The sequence below is a fragment of the Thalassobacter sp. HA4-2 genome, from assembly GCF_055693705.1.
The window spans coordinates 1550518-1568067 of the sequence record NZ_JBVFUK010000001.1 but is presented as its reverse complement, the minus strand read 5'-3'; the positions used below and the strand labels follow the sequence as shown (position 1 = coordinate 1568067).

Genomic DNA, 17550 nt, shown 5'->3' with positions numbered 1-17550 from the left:
CAAAATTCTGCTAACAATCTGCTAAAACGGCTGTTTCGCGTATTGTGTTGCTTTATCAATCACCTAGCAGCACAACGAGCGCCAATCAAGCAATCAAGCGCCCTACCCCCTTCAAAAATCGTCATACAGCGCTGAACAAGGCATTGGTTGGGTTGGGCAACGCTAGCAACAAACCCCTAGCTACAACGCGCGCGCAGCGTGCCTAAGAGCGCGGTAATGGACGTGAACGACAGCGAGAAAAATGATCGTTAGCTGACTAACGCAAGCGCGACCAGGTCAGCTTGCTCACAGGCTCAACGCTCAAGTAAGCTGCATACGGGCAATATTGAGGAATCTTCGATGCGAAAACTTTTAGCTTTTCTGGCGTTTCTTGTCTTTGGCAGCACCGCGCACGCGCAATGGTATGCGGATTTTGACGGCACTGTCGCAATGTCACCAAACCAAAGCATTGCAATCACATGCTCGCACGCATTCGGTGGTCCAACTTTGGAAGTCTTCACAACGCAACGCATCTCTCCGCAATCCAATCCCCGCGTCACGTTCATTTTTGATGGCGCAGAACGGATAGAATGGTCGGCGATGCATGTTGCAGAAGTCTATGCGGGACCGCTTGAAGATCCGTATGGCAACGCGACAGAGCCGCCGTACACTTTGCGCTTTGCTTTCGACAACTTTGGCGAAGCACTGGGACATTGGCTGAGCGTTGTGGAATGGTTTGAACAGCACGACACAGTTGCGTTTGAGTTCGGCGGCAACACGCTTGGTCCATTTTCGTTGCAAGGCGCTGGCAGCATCATTCAATCTGTTCGTGCGCAGTCTCAGTTTCGCTGCTAGCTCATTGAGCCGGAAAATTAGCGCGGACGCTTGCTTTTATTTCAAGCAACAAAACCCGTCCGCGCCAGTGTCGATTATGCAGCTTTGCGCTTGCTCAGTGCCGCCTCAATCGCAGCATCCAGTTCGCCTTGTTGCGTGGCAACCAAAAACGCTTCCAGCGCGCCTTCTACGTCTTTCAGTTCTTTCACAAACACAGCGTTGCCTTTGCCCAAGTCCAGCACTTTGCTGCCGTATCTGCACTGCACATACCAGCCGCCGTCTTGCTCAAAGAACCAAGCGCGCACCTGTCGCATTTTCTCAATGGCAACTTTTTCGCCGTGTTCGTTCGTCGCCCAACCCTTTGTGCGTACCTGATGCACGTCGCCTTTCAGCTTTGCAGCAAACACTTTCGCTTGCTCTTCGATGGCTGCGATCAGCTTTGCGCGGCGCTGTTGCGTTGGGTCTTTCGCATTTGCCCGCTTCACCGTCTTTACCGTCAGTTTTGCCAGTTGTGTCATGTCGTTTCTCCTTGCGCTCATATCGCAAGTATGTGGTCAACGAACACGCAGAGCGACCGAAAACCTAGGCTTTTCAATCATATATGAAACTAAGCAACTGACAGTTAAGCAACGGGCATAGTAAAGAGTTTTAACTTACTGCTGTGTCGCTTTGATCGTCGAGCGTTTGCTGATCTTGCCGCCGCGTGCTTTCCAGCAAATCGTCAATCTGCGGTATAATCCTATCAGCGCGCTCTTCCTCAAAGTAGCGATCAACTAAGCCAACAATCTCAAGCAGCTCAGGTGGCACGTTTGCGTGATTTTTTTCATCGCCAAACACCGTGTTGCAAGCATCAATGCTATAGCGATGATACGTGTAAATATTGTGGTTCACCAACAATTGCTCGCTCCACGTGTCTGTGAAGTAGTCGCTATCATCAATGTCATGTGCCATTAAGTCATTAATAGTGAGGTACTTAGCAAGTGGCGATGCGAAAGGAAAAGCTAACAGCTTTTCACCGCGTGCAATGCGAATGTCCTGTGGCATTGCCCAGCTCTTTACTTTCCAAGTTTTGCTGTCACTTGAAAATCGCGGCGGAACAACAAGTCTGCGCTGTTTGCCAGCAATTTGATGCGGCGAGCTACTATCCATGCTGATAGTAAAATCTGTCCTGCCAAGCACTCTGCGCAGCGCACGCTGAGCAGCGCTATAAACCACGCTGTTTACGGGCGGCGACTTCATCAGTACATGCACCCATTCGCTCTTATCCAATTTGCCGTCATCTAGTAGCCGCCTCAGCCACCATAAACTGTTTGTCAGTCCTCCCGTTTCGCTGCCAAGCGCATAGCCTTCAAATTCGAAGTCTTTGACTGCCTGGTACCACGCTTCGCCTGTGCCGTTGCCAATGTCTTGCAGCACGTTCAAAAACTTCGTGCTTCTACTGCCTCGTCCTCTGTTGTCCGAAAAGTACCGCAGATTTTCGACGCTCAGGTCGATGAGTTGCTGAACACTTAGCTTGCGAAGCTGGGAATTTTTTGCGTTTGCGTTGCCGTATTCTTCTGCCGCCCAAAGCACCATATCAAGCGTCATCGCGTAGTCAGTATATCTGTCTAACCAGCGTAAAGTGCGCTCCCTAAACCCGCACTGCTGCCACAAGTCATATTGCGCCACAGCATCGTGCTTGTGGCGCTCCAAGTGCTCGTACTCCGCCTTGCTAGTGATAGCTCCCGTACCAAGCTGGAAGCCGCCACTGTCGCCAACAACAACACTGTCTTCTACATTGCGTTCCGCAACAATATCCCTGCTTCGTATCTGCTTGCTGTCAAATTGCCCGCAGCTATACAGCGTATAACCGCAGTGCCAGAGCTTGCTGCTCGTGTCCAAAAAGTTCAGCCATTCTGTCTTAAAGCCTTTTGGGATCCGCTTTGCGTCTCTTGTCGTTTCGGCATTGGTTTTTGTGGCAAAGCCTGCATATTGCGACTGAAGAGACGGAAGATATACCGCGTATCCTTCATACTGCCCTGTAAGATTTTCAGTCATTTGCAGAGAACCGCTTGAAATGCTTACCGTTGCGCCGTCCCGTTATGGTGCAGCTTGGAATGAATATTTTGATTTCAGCGATGTCGTTTCTAAAATTAATGAAAAGCAAATCCTCATTGCCGCTCATTTCCACCGCATCACCTACGACAACACTCTTAGAAATTATTTCCAGCGCAGAAATAATATCCGTAGGTGCAAACATAATTCTACCAGCGCCAACAACGTCCGCGTCGTCGCTGAACCCAGTTAGATAGCGCGGACCGCTTTGGGTAAAACAAGCTTCAGCTTTGTCCCATTTCTTCTCGCAAACGATCCCGTCTTGGCTCACGTCAAAGGCGACTGCCTTGTTGTTTGCCGTGTGCAATCTGTGCTTTACTCTATGCTGCCAGCCATCAAAGTGTTGTTCAAACAGACGCCTAAAGAAAGACGTATTGCCCTTCACAACCCAGTCATATGTTATGCCTTCCTCAACGACGGCAGGTTGATGCATCGTAGCATCGTCAATTCTGCTAAAATCGTAGAAATATATGTTGCGCTGATGCTTTGTGAGCGTGTTTTTGAGCGCCACTTGCTTTATTGCGAGTAGCTGCTTGTTTTTCTGTTCTTCCAAGTCTGTAGCATCATACAGAGCGATTTCACTTTCGTTGATAAGCTCCGTCTCAAGCCAGTATCTATCACTGCCGCGCAGCCAAATATCTTGCTCAAGTACAAACTTTTTACTTGGGATGTAGTAGGTTGTTAAGCTCGCTTCAGTTGAAGTCTTTGATACAAGTATCGTACCGTCGCGTTGCCAAACCAAGCGTGCTTGCTCGTTAAGCCTGCTCTTCTTTCCATCAAGTTCGATTTCGATTTTTGTCTTTCCATAGAAATTTTTTCTTGCTCCATACTTTTGCAGTGCTTTTGGGATCGTGTTCAGGTTGATTGCCTCACAGAGCATGCGAAGCGTTGTTGGGGCATTGGCAAGCTCTACCTCGCCAACACTCATTACTGCGTCATCCACAAGTCCTTGCTGTGCCGTTGTTCCAACAACCTTCAACTCATTTCCATTGCCGGTCGCTTTCGCCAATACAACAACCAAATCGTCGTCGCCTATGCCAACTTCACCAATTTCAAATGTGCGCGCGGTTTTGGTTCCAGAAATAGCTCGCTTCTTTAGCTCCAACACTTCTAGTCTCTGCTTTGCCTTCTGCTCTGTGTTGTTTGCTGTCTTCTTCTTATTGCCTGCGTCTTTGTAGTCGTAACCATGCGCTTCAATTTCCTGCGCTTTTGCTCCACAAATTCCCCGCAAGCCACCGTTGTCATCAATCCAATCAACTAGCTCCGCCCTTGCGTCCCTGTTTCGATAAATATGACCGTTCCGCACATATTCGTCATCGATCGCATTTAGCGCACTGCCCCAGTTGCTGATTTGCACATTCTGTAGGTGCTGCTGCATATTGAAAACTAGGCGAATGACAGGATTGAAGTTTGGGCGATTAAGCTGTGTACGGTACTTAATTCTGTTCTGTTCAAACTGCTCCTCCAAGTAGCCATCTCGTTGACTAGCTGTTCGCCACCACAGATATGTGTCGACAAGCGCGTTGTAGAGCGCAATTTTCGACGATACGTATAGCTTGTTTTGCTCAGCAGCGTCGTTTCGCAGCTGCTCTAGTCCCGCGTCCAAATCCCGCTTTGTAGTCATCCCTGCCTCCAATAGTTCGAATTTTGGCTTCTTCTCCAAATTTTTGTTCGCAGATCAAGCTCATATTCGGCTTTCACTGTATGTTTAGCTGAGCTTGCACCTTTTGGCATTCAGGCAAAACGCGACAGCAAGTGTCAACCTTCTCAGCTGCCTTAGCCCCCAAATGATAAATAATGCAAAGGGAGCAACGGATGAACACGACAAAAACGATCAACGCGCTGCGCAGGGGCTTTGCAGACCAGACCCGCGCGCAGAAGCTTGCCACAACACAAGCGCTGCTGACTGCAACAGCCCAGTGCGTGGACGACTTGCGGCAGTTGGTGCACGAAACAGACGCGGCGGCACAGCGGCGAAAAGCAAAACGACGCGAAACAGAGCTTGACCCAAAGCCACCCGTAAAGCCCGTGCGTGTCGCTGAACCCAGCAAACCCCGCAAGCCAAAGTACAGCGGACTATGAAGGAGCAGCACATGACATTGGTAGAACAGGTATATGAACGACTGGTCGAGCATGATCTCGTACAGAACGGCGAAGAGTTCAGCACTATCTGGTGCGGCAAGAGCAAAAGCTGGTTTGGCGAGCGCAAGCACAGCGGACGCGATTTCAGCGTGACAGCCGCAATCGACTGTATGCGCAGTGTCCAGCTAAAGCTTGCCACACTGAGATTGAGCAACAGGCGCATGGGCGGATTGCTGGAAGCAGAGATACGCGGGCTGGACGAAGTGAATACTGCGCTCAAAGCTTTTCTGGCTGAGCAACATCGCATCACAGAAGTCGCCCTGGACGCAGCACCACCGCGCAAAATGTTATAGAAGTAGTAGAAGCTAACATTTCAGCCAAAGCCTGTTCGATTTCAACGGCTTAGGCACTGCGCCAAAATCGGTCGCCCGCTAAATTGTTAGACTTTACAATGGATTACAACGGAACCACACATTTCGAGGTGATGCATGAAACAAGCGAAGCTCTTAACCGACGCAGAACGCAAGCGCGTGTCCGCAGTCATCAACGCCCATCGCTATCCCATCCGCAACCACGCTATCTTCGCGCTCAGCTTCTTTGCGGGGCTGCGCGCGTGCGAGATCGCAGGGCTACGAGTGGGCGACGTGTTTGAAGACAGCGGCAAAGTGCGCGACACGATCTACTTGGCAGCAACACAGACAAAAGGCGACGACAGCGCGACGGTGCTGGTCAGCAAGCGATTGGCAAAGGCACTGGCAGCATACGCCGCGCAGCACCCCCGCCACATCGCAAAGCAAGATGCTTCGCTTTTCTTTAGCGCAAAGGGCGGCGGGTTCAGCGCACAGACAATCGTCAACCTGTTTGCACGCTTTTACAAGCTGGCAGGCGTCAAAGGCGCAAGCTCGCACAGCGGGCGTCGTCAGTTTTTGACAGAACTGGCTGACAAGGGCATCAACGCGCGGGTCATACAGGCACTCGCACGTCACAAGCACCTCAACACAACGATGCGCTACATCGAACTGAACGAGAACAAGATGCGCAACGCGATTGAGTTGATCTAAAAAAGCGAAAAATCCGCCGTTTGACAGCATGTTCGCCGCCCGCTGCTAAATACATTAGACAGCTAAGGCTGCACGACAAACTGACCCTACGGTTAGCACGCCAGTTATCATTGTGCCGCAAACCCGTTCTGATGTGAGACGGTAAGCAAACGCATTCGTCAGTTATGCGCTTCAATAGTCTACCCTGCCATCGCGCGCAGGATGCCCAAAGCACGCTGCCATTGCAGAACTGTGCTTACTGTTGTCGGAATGGTCGTAACGCAGAGATGCGTGAATTGAGTGAGACGGATGACAAGCCGCTGTGCGGTACCCGTCAACGTGGTGGAACAAGCCTTGCTACGCCAGCCTACCATGTGCGTATGATGTCCCAGTAATAGAGATGATAGGAAAACCTGCTCTTCCTTTATGGTTTGGGGAGCGTAGCCAAAAACAGCGACAGGTAACGCCCACGCCTTTAGATCAAGCCCAAAATAAGGCTTGATCTATTTGCTCTAGGTAAAGCCAAACAATCGTAATCCATATTCGAATGACATTCTCTGGCAAAGATAACGCGCCAAAGTGACTTTGAAGCTTTGCGAAGCAAAGATGAAAAGCAACGCATGGCGCTTGTGGAACTGCGAAGCAGAGACGCAAACTAAGACTTAAAGAAGCATGAGAGCAGAACGACGAAGAGCCTTAGGGAACAATGCAGTTCATGGCATTCACCATACCCATCAACATTAAGCCGTCATAATCATATTCGGTTCTAAGAGACTGGACTTCGCTTTCGCCAAGGCTTCCTTCTCCATAACCTGCTTCGAACATTGCCTGTGCAAAATCGTCATGTGATGAATTGGCGGTGTTCGTCCTGCGCAAGCAACCAGAAATCGACTCCACAGTCACACCATCTCGTCTCGCGTTCTCCAACACCATAGGTACTAGTGGGGCAACGTCTGTTGGAAAAAAGGAAGCAAGCGCGCGTTCATCAATGTTGCCTGCTAAAATCCTTTCTGCATGCCGCTCCATGAGGTCTCGCGCTGTGAATGTCGGACGCTCCTGTGGCTGCCCTTCTGCTTCTGGTTGGATAGAAGCTGCAACGTCTTCGCAGATCAAGTTTTGAACCATAAACTGATTTTGAGCCAAAAAGAACGAACTTACGCCAAAAACGTCATCGCGTAGCTCAGAGAAATAAATCGAAAACTGATGGTTGCTGGTGCTGTAAATTTGTTGGATCGAGCGACTTTGTCGTGCAGCCTCGAACTCATCTCTTGTAACGCCAATTTGGTCAAGCTCCGCGACTTCTACGGCATTTAGTGACCTAAGTAAGACTAGTTGCGTGTCAAAAACCTGCGCCTCAAAGGGCATGCAGTACACTAGGTCTTCGTTAGCGTTTTGTGCGGTTGCTGGGGACACGCCTATGCCTGTGGCAATCCCCAAAGTCAGGCACACTCCACGGTTCAACAAACTCTTCATCGCAATCCACCTCAAGTTCGACAGCCGAAGATCACCCCTACACGGCTCAAGAATACGTTTTGCTGAATAAACGGTCATCCTGCTTCGATCTCAAGTCCAAAGTTTCGATTTACAAGCCGTGTATGACTATGGATTTGAAGCAGGAAATTGGATCGCGCGTGAAAGCAGCGCGCAAGATGCGTGGCATGACACAAGCAGCACTGGCTGAAGCTATCGACATGAGCTTTGAGACGGTGTCGAACTTGGAGCGCGGCAAAACAGCGCCGAACTTCAACACGCTTAGCGACATCGCCACCGCGCTCGATGTCGAACTCAAGTTCTTTTTCGACTACGAACCCAACAACACCTCAAAGCTTCGCAGCCGACTTATCAGCGAGCTAAGCGCGACAACGCTGGAAGTTGATGACGACAAACTGGCGCTGATTGCAGATTTGGCGAAAGTGGTGGCGCGGCGTTGAGCGCGTTAGCTGTTGCCCCTAAATGCCTGCATCTTCCGCCATTTGATCAGCAAGTTAAAAGTTTTAACTATCCCCGCTTTTCAACAGCGCCAAGAACACGTCCTCGCTCAACTCGCCTGCTCTGTAGCGCCGCAAAGCTTCCGCTGTAAACGCATCTACGCCCTGCACCGCCACAGCGTCCGCATCCAGCTTCCTCTTTCGCTTTGTGCGCGTGATCTGCTGCCTGCGCTGCTTTGAGACGACATGGCTGTAATGCGTTTCGATCTGCTTGACCTTGCAGCCCATGTTTATCGCTAAGTCGTAAACGCTCACGTCGCCCTTTTCCAAACGCAGCGTCGCGTATGTGTGCCGCAAGCTGTACAAGCTTCGCTTGTCGCCATCCCTGTCAAAAAGCAATCCGTCTTGCCTGCCGTCAAACTCGATTGCTGCTAGATACTGCTGAAAGCTTTTGTTGAGATCGCCAATCTGCTTAGCCTTGCCGTCTGCGTCGCGTTTCTGCCCAAACCAAACCCAATCGCTGCGTTCTTTGTACGGCGTGCGTTCAAACCACTCTTTGAGTGCCTTGTTTGCGCTTGGCTGTGTCTGCACAAAGCGCGCTTGTCCCTTTTTCGTAGCCTTGCTGACGCGCACTTCCGCAATGCGTTCTTCCTCGTCTTCAACCACTTCGTCCAGCTTAACGTCGCTCCACTTCATTTCGCGCGCTTCACCAACACGCACACCGCTGTGCAGCATGAACATGACGAAATAGGAAAGCTGCGCACGTTGCAGCTTGTGCCAAGCATTCAATCCCGTGCTCGCAAAACGCCCCACGCAATCCCTGTAGCTGCGCAGATTACGCACCAAAACCAAATACTCTTTGCCTGTGTCAAAGCCCGCACGTCTGTTTGGCGTTTGTCCGCGCTCTGCAACGCGCATCTTAAATACCTGCTGCGTTCGCCCCTTCTCAAAAGCATCGTAGAAGATCTGATTTAATGCGCTTTGCTCCATCAGCAGCGTTTTGACGGCTGGCACATCTTTTGCGTTAGCTGTCCCCTGCGTCTTGCTGCCACGTCGTTTTGGGTTGTAGTCGCGCAGTTTTGCGCCCTTGTCTGTCAGCCAATAAGCTTTGCGCCAATCCCAATATCCCTGCGCATGTTGGGGCGTGATGTCATTGAGCAGCATGGACGTGCTGTCAGCGTGCGAGAAGTATTCTTTGAAATAGCGATTGAAGTAACGCTTGTGCCAAAGCGCGCGTTCTTCTTTCCACGTGCCATTGCGCAAGTTCCGCGCGTACCAATCGTTCCAGTGCTGCTCAAACGTATATTCGTCCAAGCTATGCCCAAGTCGTGCCGCCCCTTGCAAACGCAAGTATTCGCTCTGCGCAAACACAAACGCTTCTTCATACTTTGCCAGCTTTGTGCTGCGCGTGATGTAGCCTTTGTGACCTGCAATCTTTAGCCGCATATACCAGTTTGGCTGACGATGCGTTTTTGAGTTGGGCACGGCTACGGACAGGTCGCGCTGAAACAGCACAAGTGCGCCGTTGTAATGCTCATGCCTATTTTCGTAAAACGCCAACCGCTGCCTGCCAAAAAGATGCTTTAACTGCTGCGATTATGCTAAAATCGCTAACCTTAAACGTCAACGAAATCAATATTCTGCTAACGATATGCTACCAATAAAAGACGCCCGCTTTTGCAAGCAGGCGTTTGTTTTTGTTGTATTTTCTCGACGTTCGGCGTTAGCGCTTGGAGAACTGGAAGCTACGACGCGCCTTGCGCTTACCGTATTTCTTGCGCTCCACAACGCGGCTGTCGCGGGTCAGGAAGCCTGCGGCCTTGAGCGCGCCGCGCAGGCCGGGTTCGTACAGTTGCAGCGCCTTGGAGATGCCGTGCTTGACTGCACCGGCCTGACCAGACAGACCGCCGCCCTTGACCGTGGCCATCACGTCAAACTGACCTTCGCGGTCAGTGATCTCGAAGGGTTGCTTAAGGATCATCTGCAGCACGGGGCGCGCAAAGTAGGTGTTGATGTCGCGACCGTTGACCACAACCTTGCCGGAGCCGGGCTTGATCCAGACACGGGCCACAGCGTCTTTCCGTTTGCCGGTGGCGTAGGACCGGCCCAGCTCGTCCCGGACGGGCTCGCGCGGTTCGGAGGACATGGCCAGTGCTTGCAGATCGCTATCCGATGCACCGCCTTCGGCGATTGTGTTCAGCTCTTCGAGCGAGTTCACTTGATCAGACATGATTATGCGCTCCGGGTGTTTTTCTTGTTCATGGATTTGACATCCAGAACTTCGGGGTTTTGCGCTTCGTGCTTGTGCTCGGCGCCCGCGTAAACGCGCAGGTTGGTCATTTGCTGACGCGACAGAGGACCACCGGGCAGCATGCGCTTGACCGCTTGGGTCACGACACGCTCGGGGTACTTGCCTTCCAGGATCTGACCGGTGGTGCGGGATTTGATCCCACCCGGATAGCCCGTGTGCCAGTAGTTTTCCTTGTCGCGCTTTTTGCCGGTCAACTGGATTTTATCCGCGTTGATGACAATCACGTTGTCGCCCATATCCATGTGCGGTGTGAAAGCTGCCTTGTGCTTGCCGCGCAGGCGCATGGCGATGATCGAGGCGAGACGACCCAGAACAACGCCCTCGGCGTCGATCAGGATCCATTTCTTGTCGATATCACCGGGGGTCATGGTGTACGTTTTCATTAAACTACCCTGGTCAAAAGAAAGCGCGGGCATTCCCCGCGCATGGATAGCGTGCTTTTACAGGCTGGTGCCACAGCGTCAAGCGTCCAGACTTTGCAAAAACGCTGCAAAAACAATGCACAAGAGAATGGGTATTATTTTACCCCATCTCGTTTGGTGTATTTGGCGGGATGGAATAGGTCAGGCTGGCCCGCGCGACCCATTTGCCGGGCGCTGTTTCGGACCACAAGCGCCCTTCGGTCACGGCAAGGCTGCGACCCAGCTTCAACAGCTCCATCCGGCACAGCACGCGCCCGGGCGCAGGCTTGCGCATGAAATCAATGCTGCAATTCGTTGTCACCGCCAGCGCCACCGGCCCAAGCTGGCTGAGGATGCAGAAATAGGCGCAGACATCCGCCAGCCCGAACATGGACGGCCCCGACACGGTGCCCCCCGGCCGCAAATGCTTGTCCGAGGCCGACAGGGCCATGGTCACGTGGCTGTCCGCCACCTCGACGAATTCGAAATCATCCACGACCTGCGGAAAGTCCCGCGCCAGAAAGGTCTGCAAATCGGCGGCGTTCATTTTCAAGGTCATGCTTTCCTCCCGGCCTCTATGTCCCTACCCTGTTGCGAAACGGAGGAAGGCACAAGATGGACATTCTGTTGCGCGAAGACGAGGGCGGCGTGGCCACCCTGACCCTGAACGACCCCGGCACGCTGAACAGTCTCAGCGACGAGATGTTGGGAGCCCTGCAATCCACGTTGGACAGCGTCGGCCAAGACCCCACGATCAAGGCAGTTGTCATCAAGGGAGCGGGCAAGGTCTTTTGCGCCGGCCACAACCTGCGACAGATGCAGGCCATGCGCCAGGATCCCCAGCCTGAGGCACGCTTTGCCGATCTGTTTGACCGCTGCGCCGCGATGATGAAAACCATCCGCACCCTGCCCCAACCCGTCATCGCCCAAGTCCACGGTCTGGCCACCGCCGCCGGATGCCAGTTGGTGGCGGCCTGCGACATGGCTCTGGCAGATACAGAGACGCGGTTTGGCGTGAACGGTGTGAACATCGGCCTCTTCTGCTCCACCCCCATGGTGGCGCTGTCGCGCAACATCCCCCGCAAACAGGCGTTCGAGATGCTGACCACGGGCGATTTCATCCCCGCCGCCCGCGCCGCAGACCTGGGCCTGATCAACCGCGTCACCGAACCTGATACACTGGCCCGGGACACGCAGGCCCTGGCCGAGAAAGTCGCCAGCAAACTGGGCGCGGCGGTCAAGATCGGCAAAGGTGCGTTCTACGCGCAACTGGAAATGCCCCTTGATGCTGCTTACGCCCACACCCGGGCCGCCATGGTCGAAAACCTCGCCCACCCCGACACCGCCGAAGGCATGCAGGCCTTTATCGAAAAGCGCAGGCCCAGTTGGGACTGATCTAGCCCTTCATTGGGTTACAAATACCCCGGAGGGGGTTTGGGGGAGGCAGCGCCTCCCCCAACGGGGCGGCTGCGCAAGCAGGCGCAAAACCACGCTGGAAACCCGCGCTCGCATGGCTTATCGGGAACAAAGGGGGCAAACCATGCGCATATTGATCACAAACGACGACGGCATCACCGCACCGGGCCTAGAGGTGATGGCGCAGATCGCCGAGACTGTTGCCGGACCCACGGGCGAGGTATGGACCGTGGCCCCCGCATTCGAGCAATCGGGCGTGGGGCACTGCATCAACTACGTCCACCCCACGATGATCGCGCAGACCGGACCGCGCAGCTTTGCCGCCGAAGGGTCGCCGGCCGACTGTGTGCTGGCAGCGGTGCATGACATCATGCCGGACCGCCCGGACCTGATCCTGTCCGGGGTCAACAAGGGCAACAATTCCGCCGAGAACACGCTGTATTCCGGCACCATAGGCGCGGCCATGGAAGGGGCGCTGCAAGGCATCCCAGCCCTTGCCCTGTCGCAATACTACGGCCCCGGCAACAAAAACCTAGACGATACGTTCGAGGCGGCGCGCACCCACGGGGCGGCCCTGATCCAGCGCCTGCTGGACGCGGACCAGTGGGGCGGCGACACATACCAGTTGTTCTACAACATCAACTTTCCCCCGTCCCTGCGGCCGCCGTCAAAGGCGCAAGGGCCGTGGCGCAGGGCTATCGTGGCAACGGGCGTTTTCGGGCGGAACGGCACAACGCCCCCAACGGGCGCCGGTTCGTCTGGGTCGGCGGCTCGGCGCAGGATGTGCCCTCGGGCCCCGGCACGGACGGCACCGCGAACCTTGACGGCTATATCTCGGTCACGCCCATGCGCGCGGATCTGACGGACCATGCGGCGCTGGCTGCCCTGACGCTCGACTGACCCATGGCGACCCCGGACCAGATCATGCAGTTCCTGTTCCATCTCCGCTCTCGCGGGATCACGGACAAACGCGTTCTGGAGGCGATCGAAAAGGTCGACCGCGCGGATTTCCTGACCGGCCACTTCGCCGCCCGCGCCTACGAGGATGTGCCCCTGCCCATCGCCAGCGGGCAAACCATCAGCCAACCCTCCATCGTGGCGCGCATGACCCAGGCCCTGCAGGTTAGCCCAAGGGACAAAGTCCTCGAGGTCGGCACCGGGTCCGGTTATCAGGCGGCGGTGCTGTCCCATCTGGCACGGAGGGTCTACACGGTTGACCGGCACCGCAGCCTGACGCGCCCCGCCAACAAGGTGATGGAACGGCTGGGCCTGCACAATGTGACGGTCATCACTGCCGACGGCTGTTTTGGCCTGCCCGACCAGGCGCCTTTCGACCGCATCCTTGTGACCGCCGCCGCCGAGGATCCGCCCGGCCCCCTCTTGGCGCAACTGCGCGAGGGCGGTATCATGGTGCTGCCTGTGGGCCTGTCGGACACGGTGCAAACCCTGATCAAGGTCACCCGCACCGCCACGGGGTTCGAGTATGAAGAGTTGATGCCCGTCCGCTTCGTCCCCCTTGTCGAAGGGCTTTCGGGAGATTAACCGTCTATAAATACGCGCAAGACCCTGTTCACAGCGCGCAAAAGACCCCTGATCCTACGGGGGCTGGTAACCAAAGGCCCCTTGGGCAGAGGATCTTACAGGTGACACAGTACCGTCCGTTTCGCGCATTGATTTTGGCAACCGGCTTGGCCACCGCCGCCTGCACCCCGATAGACTTTGGCGACCTTGACCTCGACTTGCGCGGAAACGCGCCGGGGGCTCTGGACACCTCCGGGGCTGCGCGCACGGCCACGCAAGATCGCCCCGACGCGGACGCCAACGGGTTGATCACCTACCCCGGCTACCAGATTGCCGTGGCCCGGCGCGGCGACACCGTGGCCGATGTGGCCACCCGCGTGGGCGTGACGCCCGCCGCCCTTGCCCGACACAACGGGCGCGGTGTGGATGACATTCTGCGCCCGGGCGAGCTGTTGGTCATGCCGGAACGTGTGAACCCGGACGCGGCAACCCCCTCCGCCGGCGGACGCGATATCGCCGCCATCGCCGGGGCCGCGATCGACCGCGCCGCCCCCGATGCGCCGATCACCACCACCGCGCTGGACGTCCAATCGGGGCCGGAGCCGATCCGCCACCGCGTGTCGCGCGGGGAAACGGCGTTTTCCATCGCGCGCCTCTACAGTGTCTCGCCCCGGTCTCTGGCGGAATGGAACAGCCTGGACAGCAACCTGTCCGTGCGCGAGGGCCAGTACCTGATCATCCCCCTTGTGCTGCAAAACGAGACGCTGGCGCCGGTGTCGCCGGACGTGGTCAGCCCCGGTGCCGGGACACCGACCCCGCAGCCGCCCTCCGCTTCTGCCGCGCTGCCCGAACCCATAGAACAGGTAACGCTGCCCGAAAGCCCGAACCTCGATCAGTTCCGCACCGACACGCCTGCCGCGCCCGTTGCCCCGCCCGCACGCACGACCACGGGGGCCCCTGATTTCCAGAACCCCGTTTCGGGCGGCACCATCGGGGCCTATTCCGCGCGCAAACAGGGCGTGGATATCGCCGTGGCCCCCGGCACGGCTGTGCGCGCAGCGGCCAGCGGCGAGGTGATCCTGATCACCCGCGACACCGAACAGCAGCCCGTGATCGTCATCGCCCATGACGGCGACATGAAATCCGCCTACGCCAACATCACGGGGCTGCGGGTGGAAAAGGGCGACAGGGTGCGCGCCGGACAAACTCTGGCCCGGGTGGGCGAGCGCACCAACACCGGCCTGCGCTTTACCATCCTCAAAGGGTTTGAACCCGTCGATCCCGCGCCGTTCCTGAAATAAAGATGCGCGCAGACAGGCTGAAACCGCACTGACGTCACTTTCGCGCTTTAATCTCGCCCCTGCCGCGCTTAGATTGTGCAGCAACATAGATAGCACCGGGTGCAAACCCGGCCACGTTTAGGGAGCCTACCATGCTTACAACCCCGCTTTTCATCAACAACATCGGCGCGCCGGGCCTGATCATCATCGCCGTTGTGGTGCTGGTCCTGTTTGGCCGTGGCAAAATCTCCTCTCTGATGGGCGAAGTGGGCAAGGGCATCACATCGTTCAAAAAGGGCATTAAGGAAGGCACGGACGAGCTGGAGGCTGACAAGGCCGACGCCTCCGAGGCGGCGCGCGACGTCACCCCCGAGACCACCGACAAAGACAAGGCCTAAGCGCCCATGTTCGATCTCGGCATGACCGAGCTGCTGGTCATTGGCATCGTTGCCTTGATCGTTGTCGGCCCCAAAGACCTGCCCGTGATGTTCCGCAATGCAGGCAAGTTCGTCGCCAAGCTGCGCGGCATGGCGCGGGAGTTCACCTCCGCCATGAACGAGGCGGCGGACGGATCCGGCGTGCGTGACATCGCAGGCGATCTGCGCAAGGCTACAAACCCCATGGGCAGCGCGTTCGACAGTGTCAAAGAGGCCGCAGAGGATGCCGCCAAAACAGCCGAGGTCGATCCAAACAGCCACACGGGCCGCCTGTCCGCAGAGCGCCAAGCCGCCAAGGCCAAGATCGAGGCGAAGTCCGCCCGCATGGCCGCCGAACGCAAGGCGCGCGAGGCCGAAGAGGCGTTGAAAAAGGCCGAAGAACTGGAACAGGCCATGGCCAAAGACACCGCGACCTCTGAACCGGATCCCAAAGCATGAGCGCCGAAGACAACATCGACGACAGCGCCGCCCCCCTGATTGAACATCTGGCAGAGCTGCGCACGCGGCTGATCCGGTCCGTGTTGGCGTTCTTCGTCGGTATGGTGATCTGTTTCAGCTTTGGCAGCCTGATCCTTGATTTCCTGCTGGTGCCGATTGAAAACACCATGCGCGCCTTGGGCAACCCGAACCCTGTGATGCAATACACCGCGCCGCAGGAGTATTTCTTTACGTTGGTGCGGATTTCCATGGTGGGCGGTCTGATGATCTCTTTCCCTGTGATCGCCACGCAGCTTTGGCGCTTTGTCGCCCCGGGCCTCTACAAAAACGAAAAAAGTGCCTTTCTGCCGTTCCTGATTGCCTCGCCTGCCTTGTTCCTGGCAGGGGCCGCCTTTGCCCATTATGTGGTGGTGCCGCTGGCCATGCGGTTTTTCCTTGGCTTTTCGGACCTGCCCAGCTTCTTCGCGGGCTTCATGGCTGCGGGCGACGTGGGCGGCGCCGTGCGCGAAAGTGGCATTGATATCGTGTTCAACGGCAAGGTGAACGAAAGCCTCGACATCACGCTCAAGATGATCGTCGCCTTTGGTCTGTGTTTCCAGCTGCCCGTGCTGCTGACCCTGATGGGCAAGGCGGGTCTGGCCAGCGCCGATGGCCTGCGCAACACGCGCAAGTACGCGGTGGTCGGCATCCTGACGGTCGCCGCCCTTGTGACGCCCCCGGACGTGACCACCCAGTTGATCCTGTTCGTGGTGGTGTACGGCCTTTACGAAGTGTCGATCTTCCTTGTCGCCCATGTGGAGAAGAAACGCATCGAACAGCTGCGCGCCGAGGGCATCCTGGACGAGGATGAAGAGTATTGAGCGACCCCATGATCCGGATCGCCGAGGCGTTGGAACGTATGGCCCCGGCCCCTGCCCCCGCACCCGATTTTGCGAACGCGGACGCCTTCCTTTGGCACAGTGACCCGGACCGGCTTGCCCCGGTTCCACAGGTCAACCGCATTGCCTTGGACCTGCTGGTGGGGATCGAGCGCGCCCGGGACACGTTACTGTCCAACACCCAACGCTTTGCCGAAGGACTGCCTGCGAACAATGCCCTGCTGTGGGGCGCGCGGGGCATGGGCAAATCCAGCCTCGTCAAGGCCGTCCACGGCCACCTGACCGACACAGGCTTGCCCCTGAAACTGGTGGAACTGCAACGCGAAGACCTGCCCTCTGTCGGTCGGCTGTTGCACCTGCTGCGCGCTGCGCCTGACACGCGTTTTATCCTCTATTGCGATGACCTCAGCTTCAGCCACGACGACCAGCATTACAAATCTCTCAAGGCGGTTCTGGATGGCGGGATCGAGGGGCGGCCCGACAACGTCCTGTTCTATGCCACCTCCAACCGTCGCCACCTGATGCCGCGCGACATGATCGAGAACGAGCGGTCCAGCGCGATCAACCCGGGTGAAGCGGTCGAGGAAAAAGTGTCCCTGTCCGATCGCTTTGGCCTGTGGCTGGGGTTCCATGCCTGCAACCAAGACGATTTCCTCGCGATGATTGACGGCTATTGCGCGGCCTACGGGCTGCATGTACCCGCCGACACCCTGCGGGCAGAGGCGATCGAGTGGCAGGCCACGCGCGGCTCCCGATCTGGTCGGGTGGCATGGCAGTTCTTTACGGACCTTGCGGGGCGTCACGGCGTGCGCGTTTAAGGATCGCAGATTCCGCGGTGCAGCCGCCGGAAATCGAAACAATCCTGCGAAAACCCACGGCTTTTGCCCAATCTGTCCCTTTTTATGCCGTAT

Annotated in this window: 20 protein-coding genes and 1 pseudogene; 13 read left to right on the top strand and 8 right to left on the bottom strand. The window is 56.2% G+C overall.

Annotation, left to right across the window (positions count from 1 at the left end):
* Window positions 1-339: 339 nt before the first annotated feature.
* Window positions 340-834 carry a hypothetical protein gene (locus tag ACZ1G0_RS08015; protein WP_472736464.1) on the top strand — a complete coding sequence of 165 codons (495 nt, stop codon included), beginning with the start codon at window positions 340-342 and terminating at the stop codon, window positions 832-834.
* Window positions 835-908: 74 nt separating this feature from the next.
* On the opposite strand, the gene ACZ1G0_RS08010 is transcribed toward ACZ1G0_RS08015, so the two are convergent.
* The 3 genes from ACZ1G0_RS08010 to ACZ1G0_RS08000 form a co-directional block, all read right to left on the bottom strand.
* Window positions 909-1331, bottom strand: a complete 423-nt coding sequence (locus ACZ1G0_RS08010; protein ID WP_472736463.1) for a hypothetical protein — start codon at window positions 1329-1331, stop codon at window positions 909-911.
* A 130-nt stretch (window positions 1332-1461) separates the two neighbouring features.
* Window positions 1462-2850, bottom strand: coding sequence for a hypothetical protein (locus ACZ1G0_RS08005; RefSeq protein WP_472736462.1), 1389 nt, complete (start codon window positions 2848-2850; stop codon window positions 1462-1464).
* Window positions 2843-4531 carry a hypothetical protein gene (locus ACZ1G0_RS08000; protein WP_472736461.1) on the bottom strand — a complete coding sequence of 563 codons (1689 nt, stop codon included), beginning with the start codon at window positions 4529-4531 and terminating at the stop codon, window positions 2843-2845. The genes ACZ1G0_RS08005 and ACZ1G0_RS08000 overlap by 8 nt, the downstream gene beginning before the upstream one ends.
* 191 nt (window positions 4532-4722) lie before the next feature.
* Between ACZ1G0_RS08000 and ACZ1G0_RS07995 the strand changes: the two genes are divergently transcribed.
* The 3 genes from ACZ1G0_RS07995 to ACZ1G0_RS07985 all read left to right on the top strand — a co-directional run bounded on the left by ACZ1G0_RS07995 (window position 4723) and on the right by ACZ1G0_RS07985 (window position 6050).
* Window positions 4723-4989 (top strand): hypothetical protein, encoded by a 267-nt coding sequence (locus ACZ1G0_RS07995; protein ID WP_472736460.1) that lies wholly within the window; start codon window positions 4723-4725, stop codon window positions 4987-4989.
* A gap of 11 nt (window positions 4990-5000) precedes the next feature.
* On the top strand, window positions 5001-5342 hold the full coding sequence (locus ACZ1G0_RS07990) for a DUF6626 family protein (protein ID WP_472736459.1): 342 nt from the start codon (window positions 5001-5003) through the stop codon (window positions 5340-5342).
* A gap of 135 nt (window positions 5343-5477) precedes the next feature.
* The gene (locus tag ACZ1G0_RS07985) at window positions 5478-6050 is read left to right on the top strand and encodes a tyrosine-type recombinase/integrase (protein WP_472736458.1); all 573 of its coding nucleotides are present in this window, start codon (window positions 5478-5480) and stop codon (window positions 6048-6050) included.
* A gap of 675 nt (window positions 6051-6725) precedes the next feature.
* Here the strand turns inward: ACZ1G0_RS07985 and ACZ1G0_RS07980 are convergent.
* A complete protein-coding gene (locus tag ACZ1G0_RS07980; RefSeq protein WP_472736457.1) occupies window positions 6726-7502 on the bottom strand; it encodes a hypothetical protein in 777 nt (258 codons plus the stop codon).
* 128 nt (window positions 7503-7630) lie between these two features.
* Here ACZ1G0_RS07980 and ACZ1G0_RS07975 point away from each other — a divergent pair, with 128 nt between their 5' ends.
* The gene (locus tag ACZ1G0_RS07975; RefSeq protein WP_299691276.1) at window positions 7631-7960 is read left to right on the top strand and encodes a helix-turn-helix domain-containing protein; all 330 of its coding nucleotides are present in this window, start codon (window positions 7631-7633) and stop codon (window positions 7958-7960) included.
* 63 nt (window positions 7961-8023) lie between these two features.
* On the opposite strand, the gene ACZ1G0_RS07970 is transcribed toward ACZ1G0_RS07975, so the two are convergent.
* The 4 genes from ACZ1G0_RS07970 to ACZ1G0_RS07955 all read right to left on the bottom strand — a co-directional run bounded on the left by ACZ1G0_RS07970 (window position 8024) and on the right by ACZ1G0_RS07955 (window position 11228).
* Window positions 8024-9517 carry a tyrosine-type recombinase/integrase gene (locus ACZ1G0_RS07970; protein WP_472736456.1) on the bottom strand — a complete coding sequence of 498 codons (1494 nt, stop codon included), beginning with the start codon at window positions 9515-9517 and terminating at the stop codon, window positions 8024-8026.
* 163 nt (window positions 9518-9680) lie between these two features.
* A complete protein-coding gene (gene rpsI, locus ACZ1G0_RS07965) occupies window positions 9681-10187 on the bottom strand; it encodes a 30S ribosomal protein S9 (RefSeq protein ID WP_472736455.1) in 507 nt (168 codons plus the stop codon).
* Window positions 10188-10189: 2 nt separating this feature from the next.
* Window positions 10190-10651, bottom strand: a complete 462-nt coding sequence (gene rplM / locus ACZ1G0_RS07960) for a 50S ribosomal protein L13 (protein WP_472736454.1) — start codon at window positions 10649-10651, stop codon at window positions 10190-10192.
* A 139-nt stretch (window positions 10652-10790) separates the two neighbouring features.
* Window positions 10791-11228, bottom strand: coding sequence for a PaaI family thioesterase (locus tag ACZ1G0_RS07955; RefSeq protein ID WP_472736453.1), 438 nt, complete (start codon window positions 11226-11228; stop codon window positions 10791-10793).
* Between the two features lie 56 nt (window positions 11229-11284).
* Between ACZ1G0_RS07955 and ACZ1G0_RS07950 the strand changes: the two genes are divergently transcribed.
* From ACZ1G0_RS07950 to ACZ1G0_RS07915, 8 genes and pseudogenes are all read left to right on the top strand, one after another.
* On the top strand, window positions 11285-12064 hold the full coding sequence (locus tag ACZ1G0_RS07950) for an enoyl-CoA hydratase (RefSeq protein WP_472736452.1): 780 nt from the start codon (window positions 11285-11287) through the stop codon (window positions 12062-12064).
* Window positions 12065-12209: 145 nt separating this feature from the next.
* Window positions 12210-12985, top strand: a pseudogene (surE, locus tag ACZ1G0_RS07945) (5'/3'-nucleotidase SurE).
* Window positions 12986-12988: 3 nt separating this feature from the next.
* On the top strand, window positions 12989-13627 hold the full coding sequence (locus ACZ1G0_RS07940; protein WP_472736451.1) for a protein-L-isoaspartate(D-aspartate) O-methyltransferase: 639 nt from the start codon (window positions 12989-12991) through the stop codon (window positions 13625-13627).
* A 101-nt stretch (window positions 13628-13728) separates the two neighbouring features.
* Window positions 13729-14907: a peptidoglycan DD-metalloendopeptidase family protein gene (locus tag ACZ1G0_RS07935; protein ID WP_472736450.1), complete on the top strand. Its 1179-nt coding sequence runs from the start codon at window positions 13729-13731 to the stop codon at window positions 14905-14907.
* 131 nt (window positions 14908-15038) lie between these two features.
* Window positions 15039-15284 (top strand): twin-arginine translocase TatA/TatE family subunit, encoded by a 246-nt coding sequence (tatA, locus tag ACZ1G0_RS07930; RefSeq protein ID WP_472736449.1) that lies wholly within the window; start codon window positions 15039-15041, stop codon window positions 15282-15284.
* A gap of 6 nt (window positions 15285-15290) precedes the next feature.
* Entirely contained in the window at window positions 15291-15761 is a 471-nt protein-coding gene (gene tatB / locus ACZ1G0_RS07925; protein ID WP_472736448.1) for a Sec-independent protein translocase protein TatB, read from the top strand.
* The gene (tatC, locus tag ACZ1G0_RS07920) at window positions 15758-16621 is read left to right on the top strand and encodes a twin-arginine translocase subunit TatC (RefSeq protein WP_472736447.1); all 864 of its coding nucleotides are present in this window, start codon (window positions 15758-15760) and stop codon (window positions 16619-16621) included. The genes tatB and tatC overlap by 4 nt, the downstream gene beginning before the upstream one ends.
* Before the next feature lie 8 nt (window positions 16622-16629).
* Complete coding sequence (locus ACZ1G0_RS07915; protein ID WP_472736446.1) at window positions 16630-17457, top strand: ATP-binding protein; 828 nt, start codon at window positions 16630-16632, stop codon at window positions 17455-17457.
* The last annotated feature ends 93 nt before the right edge of the window (window positions 17458-17550 follow it).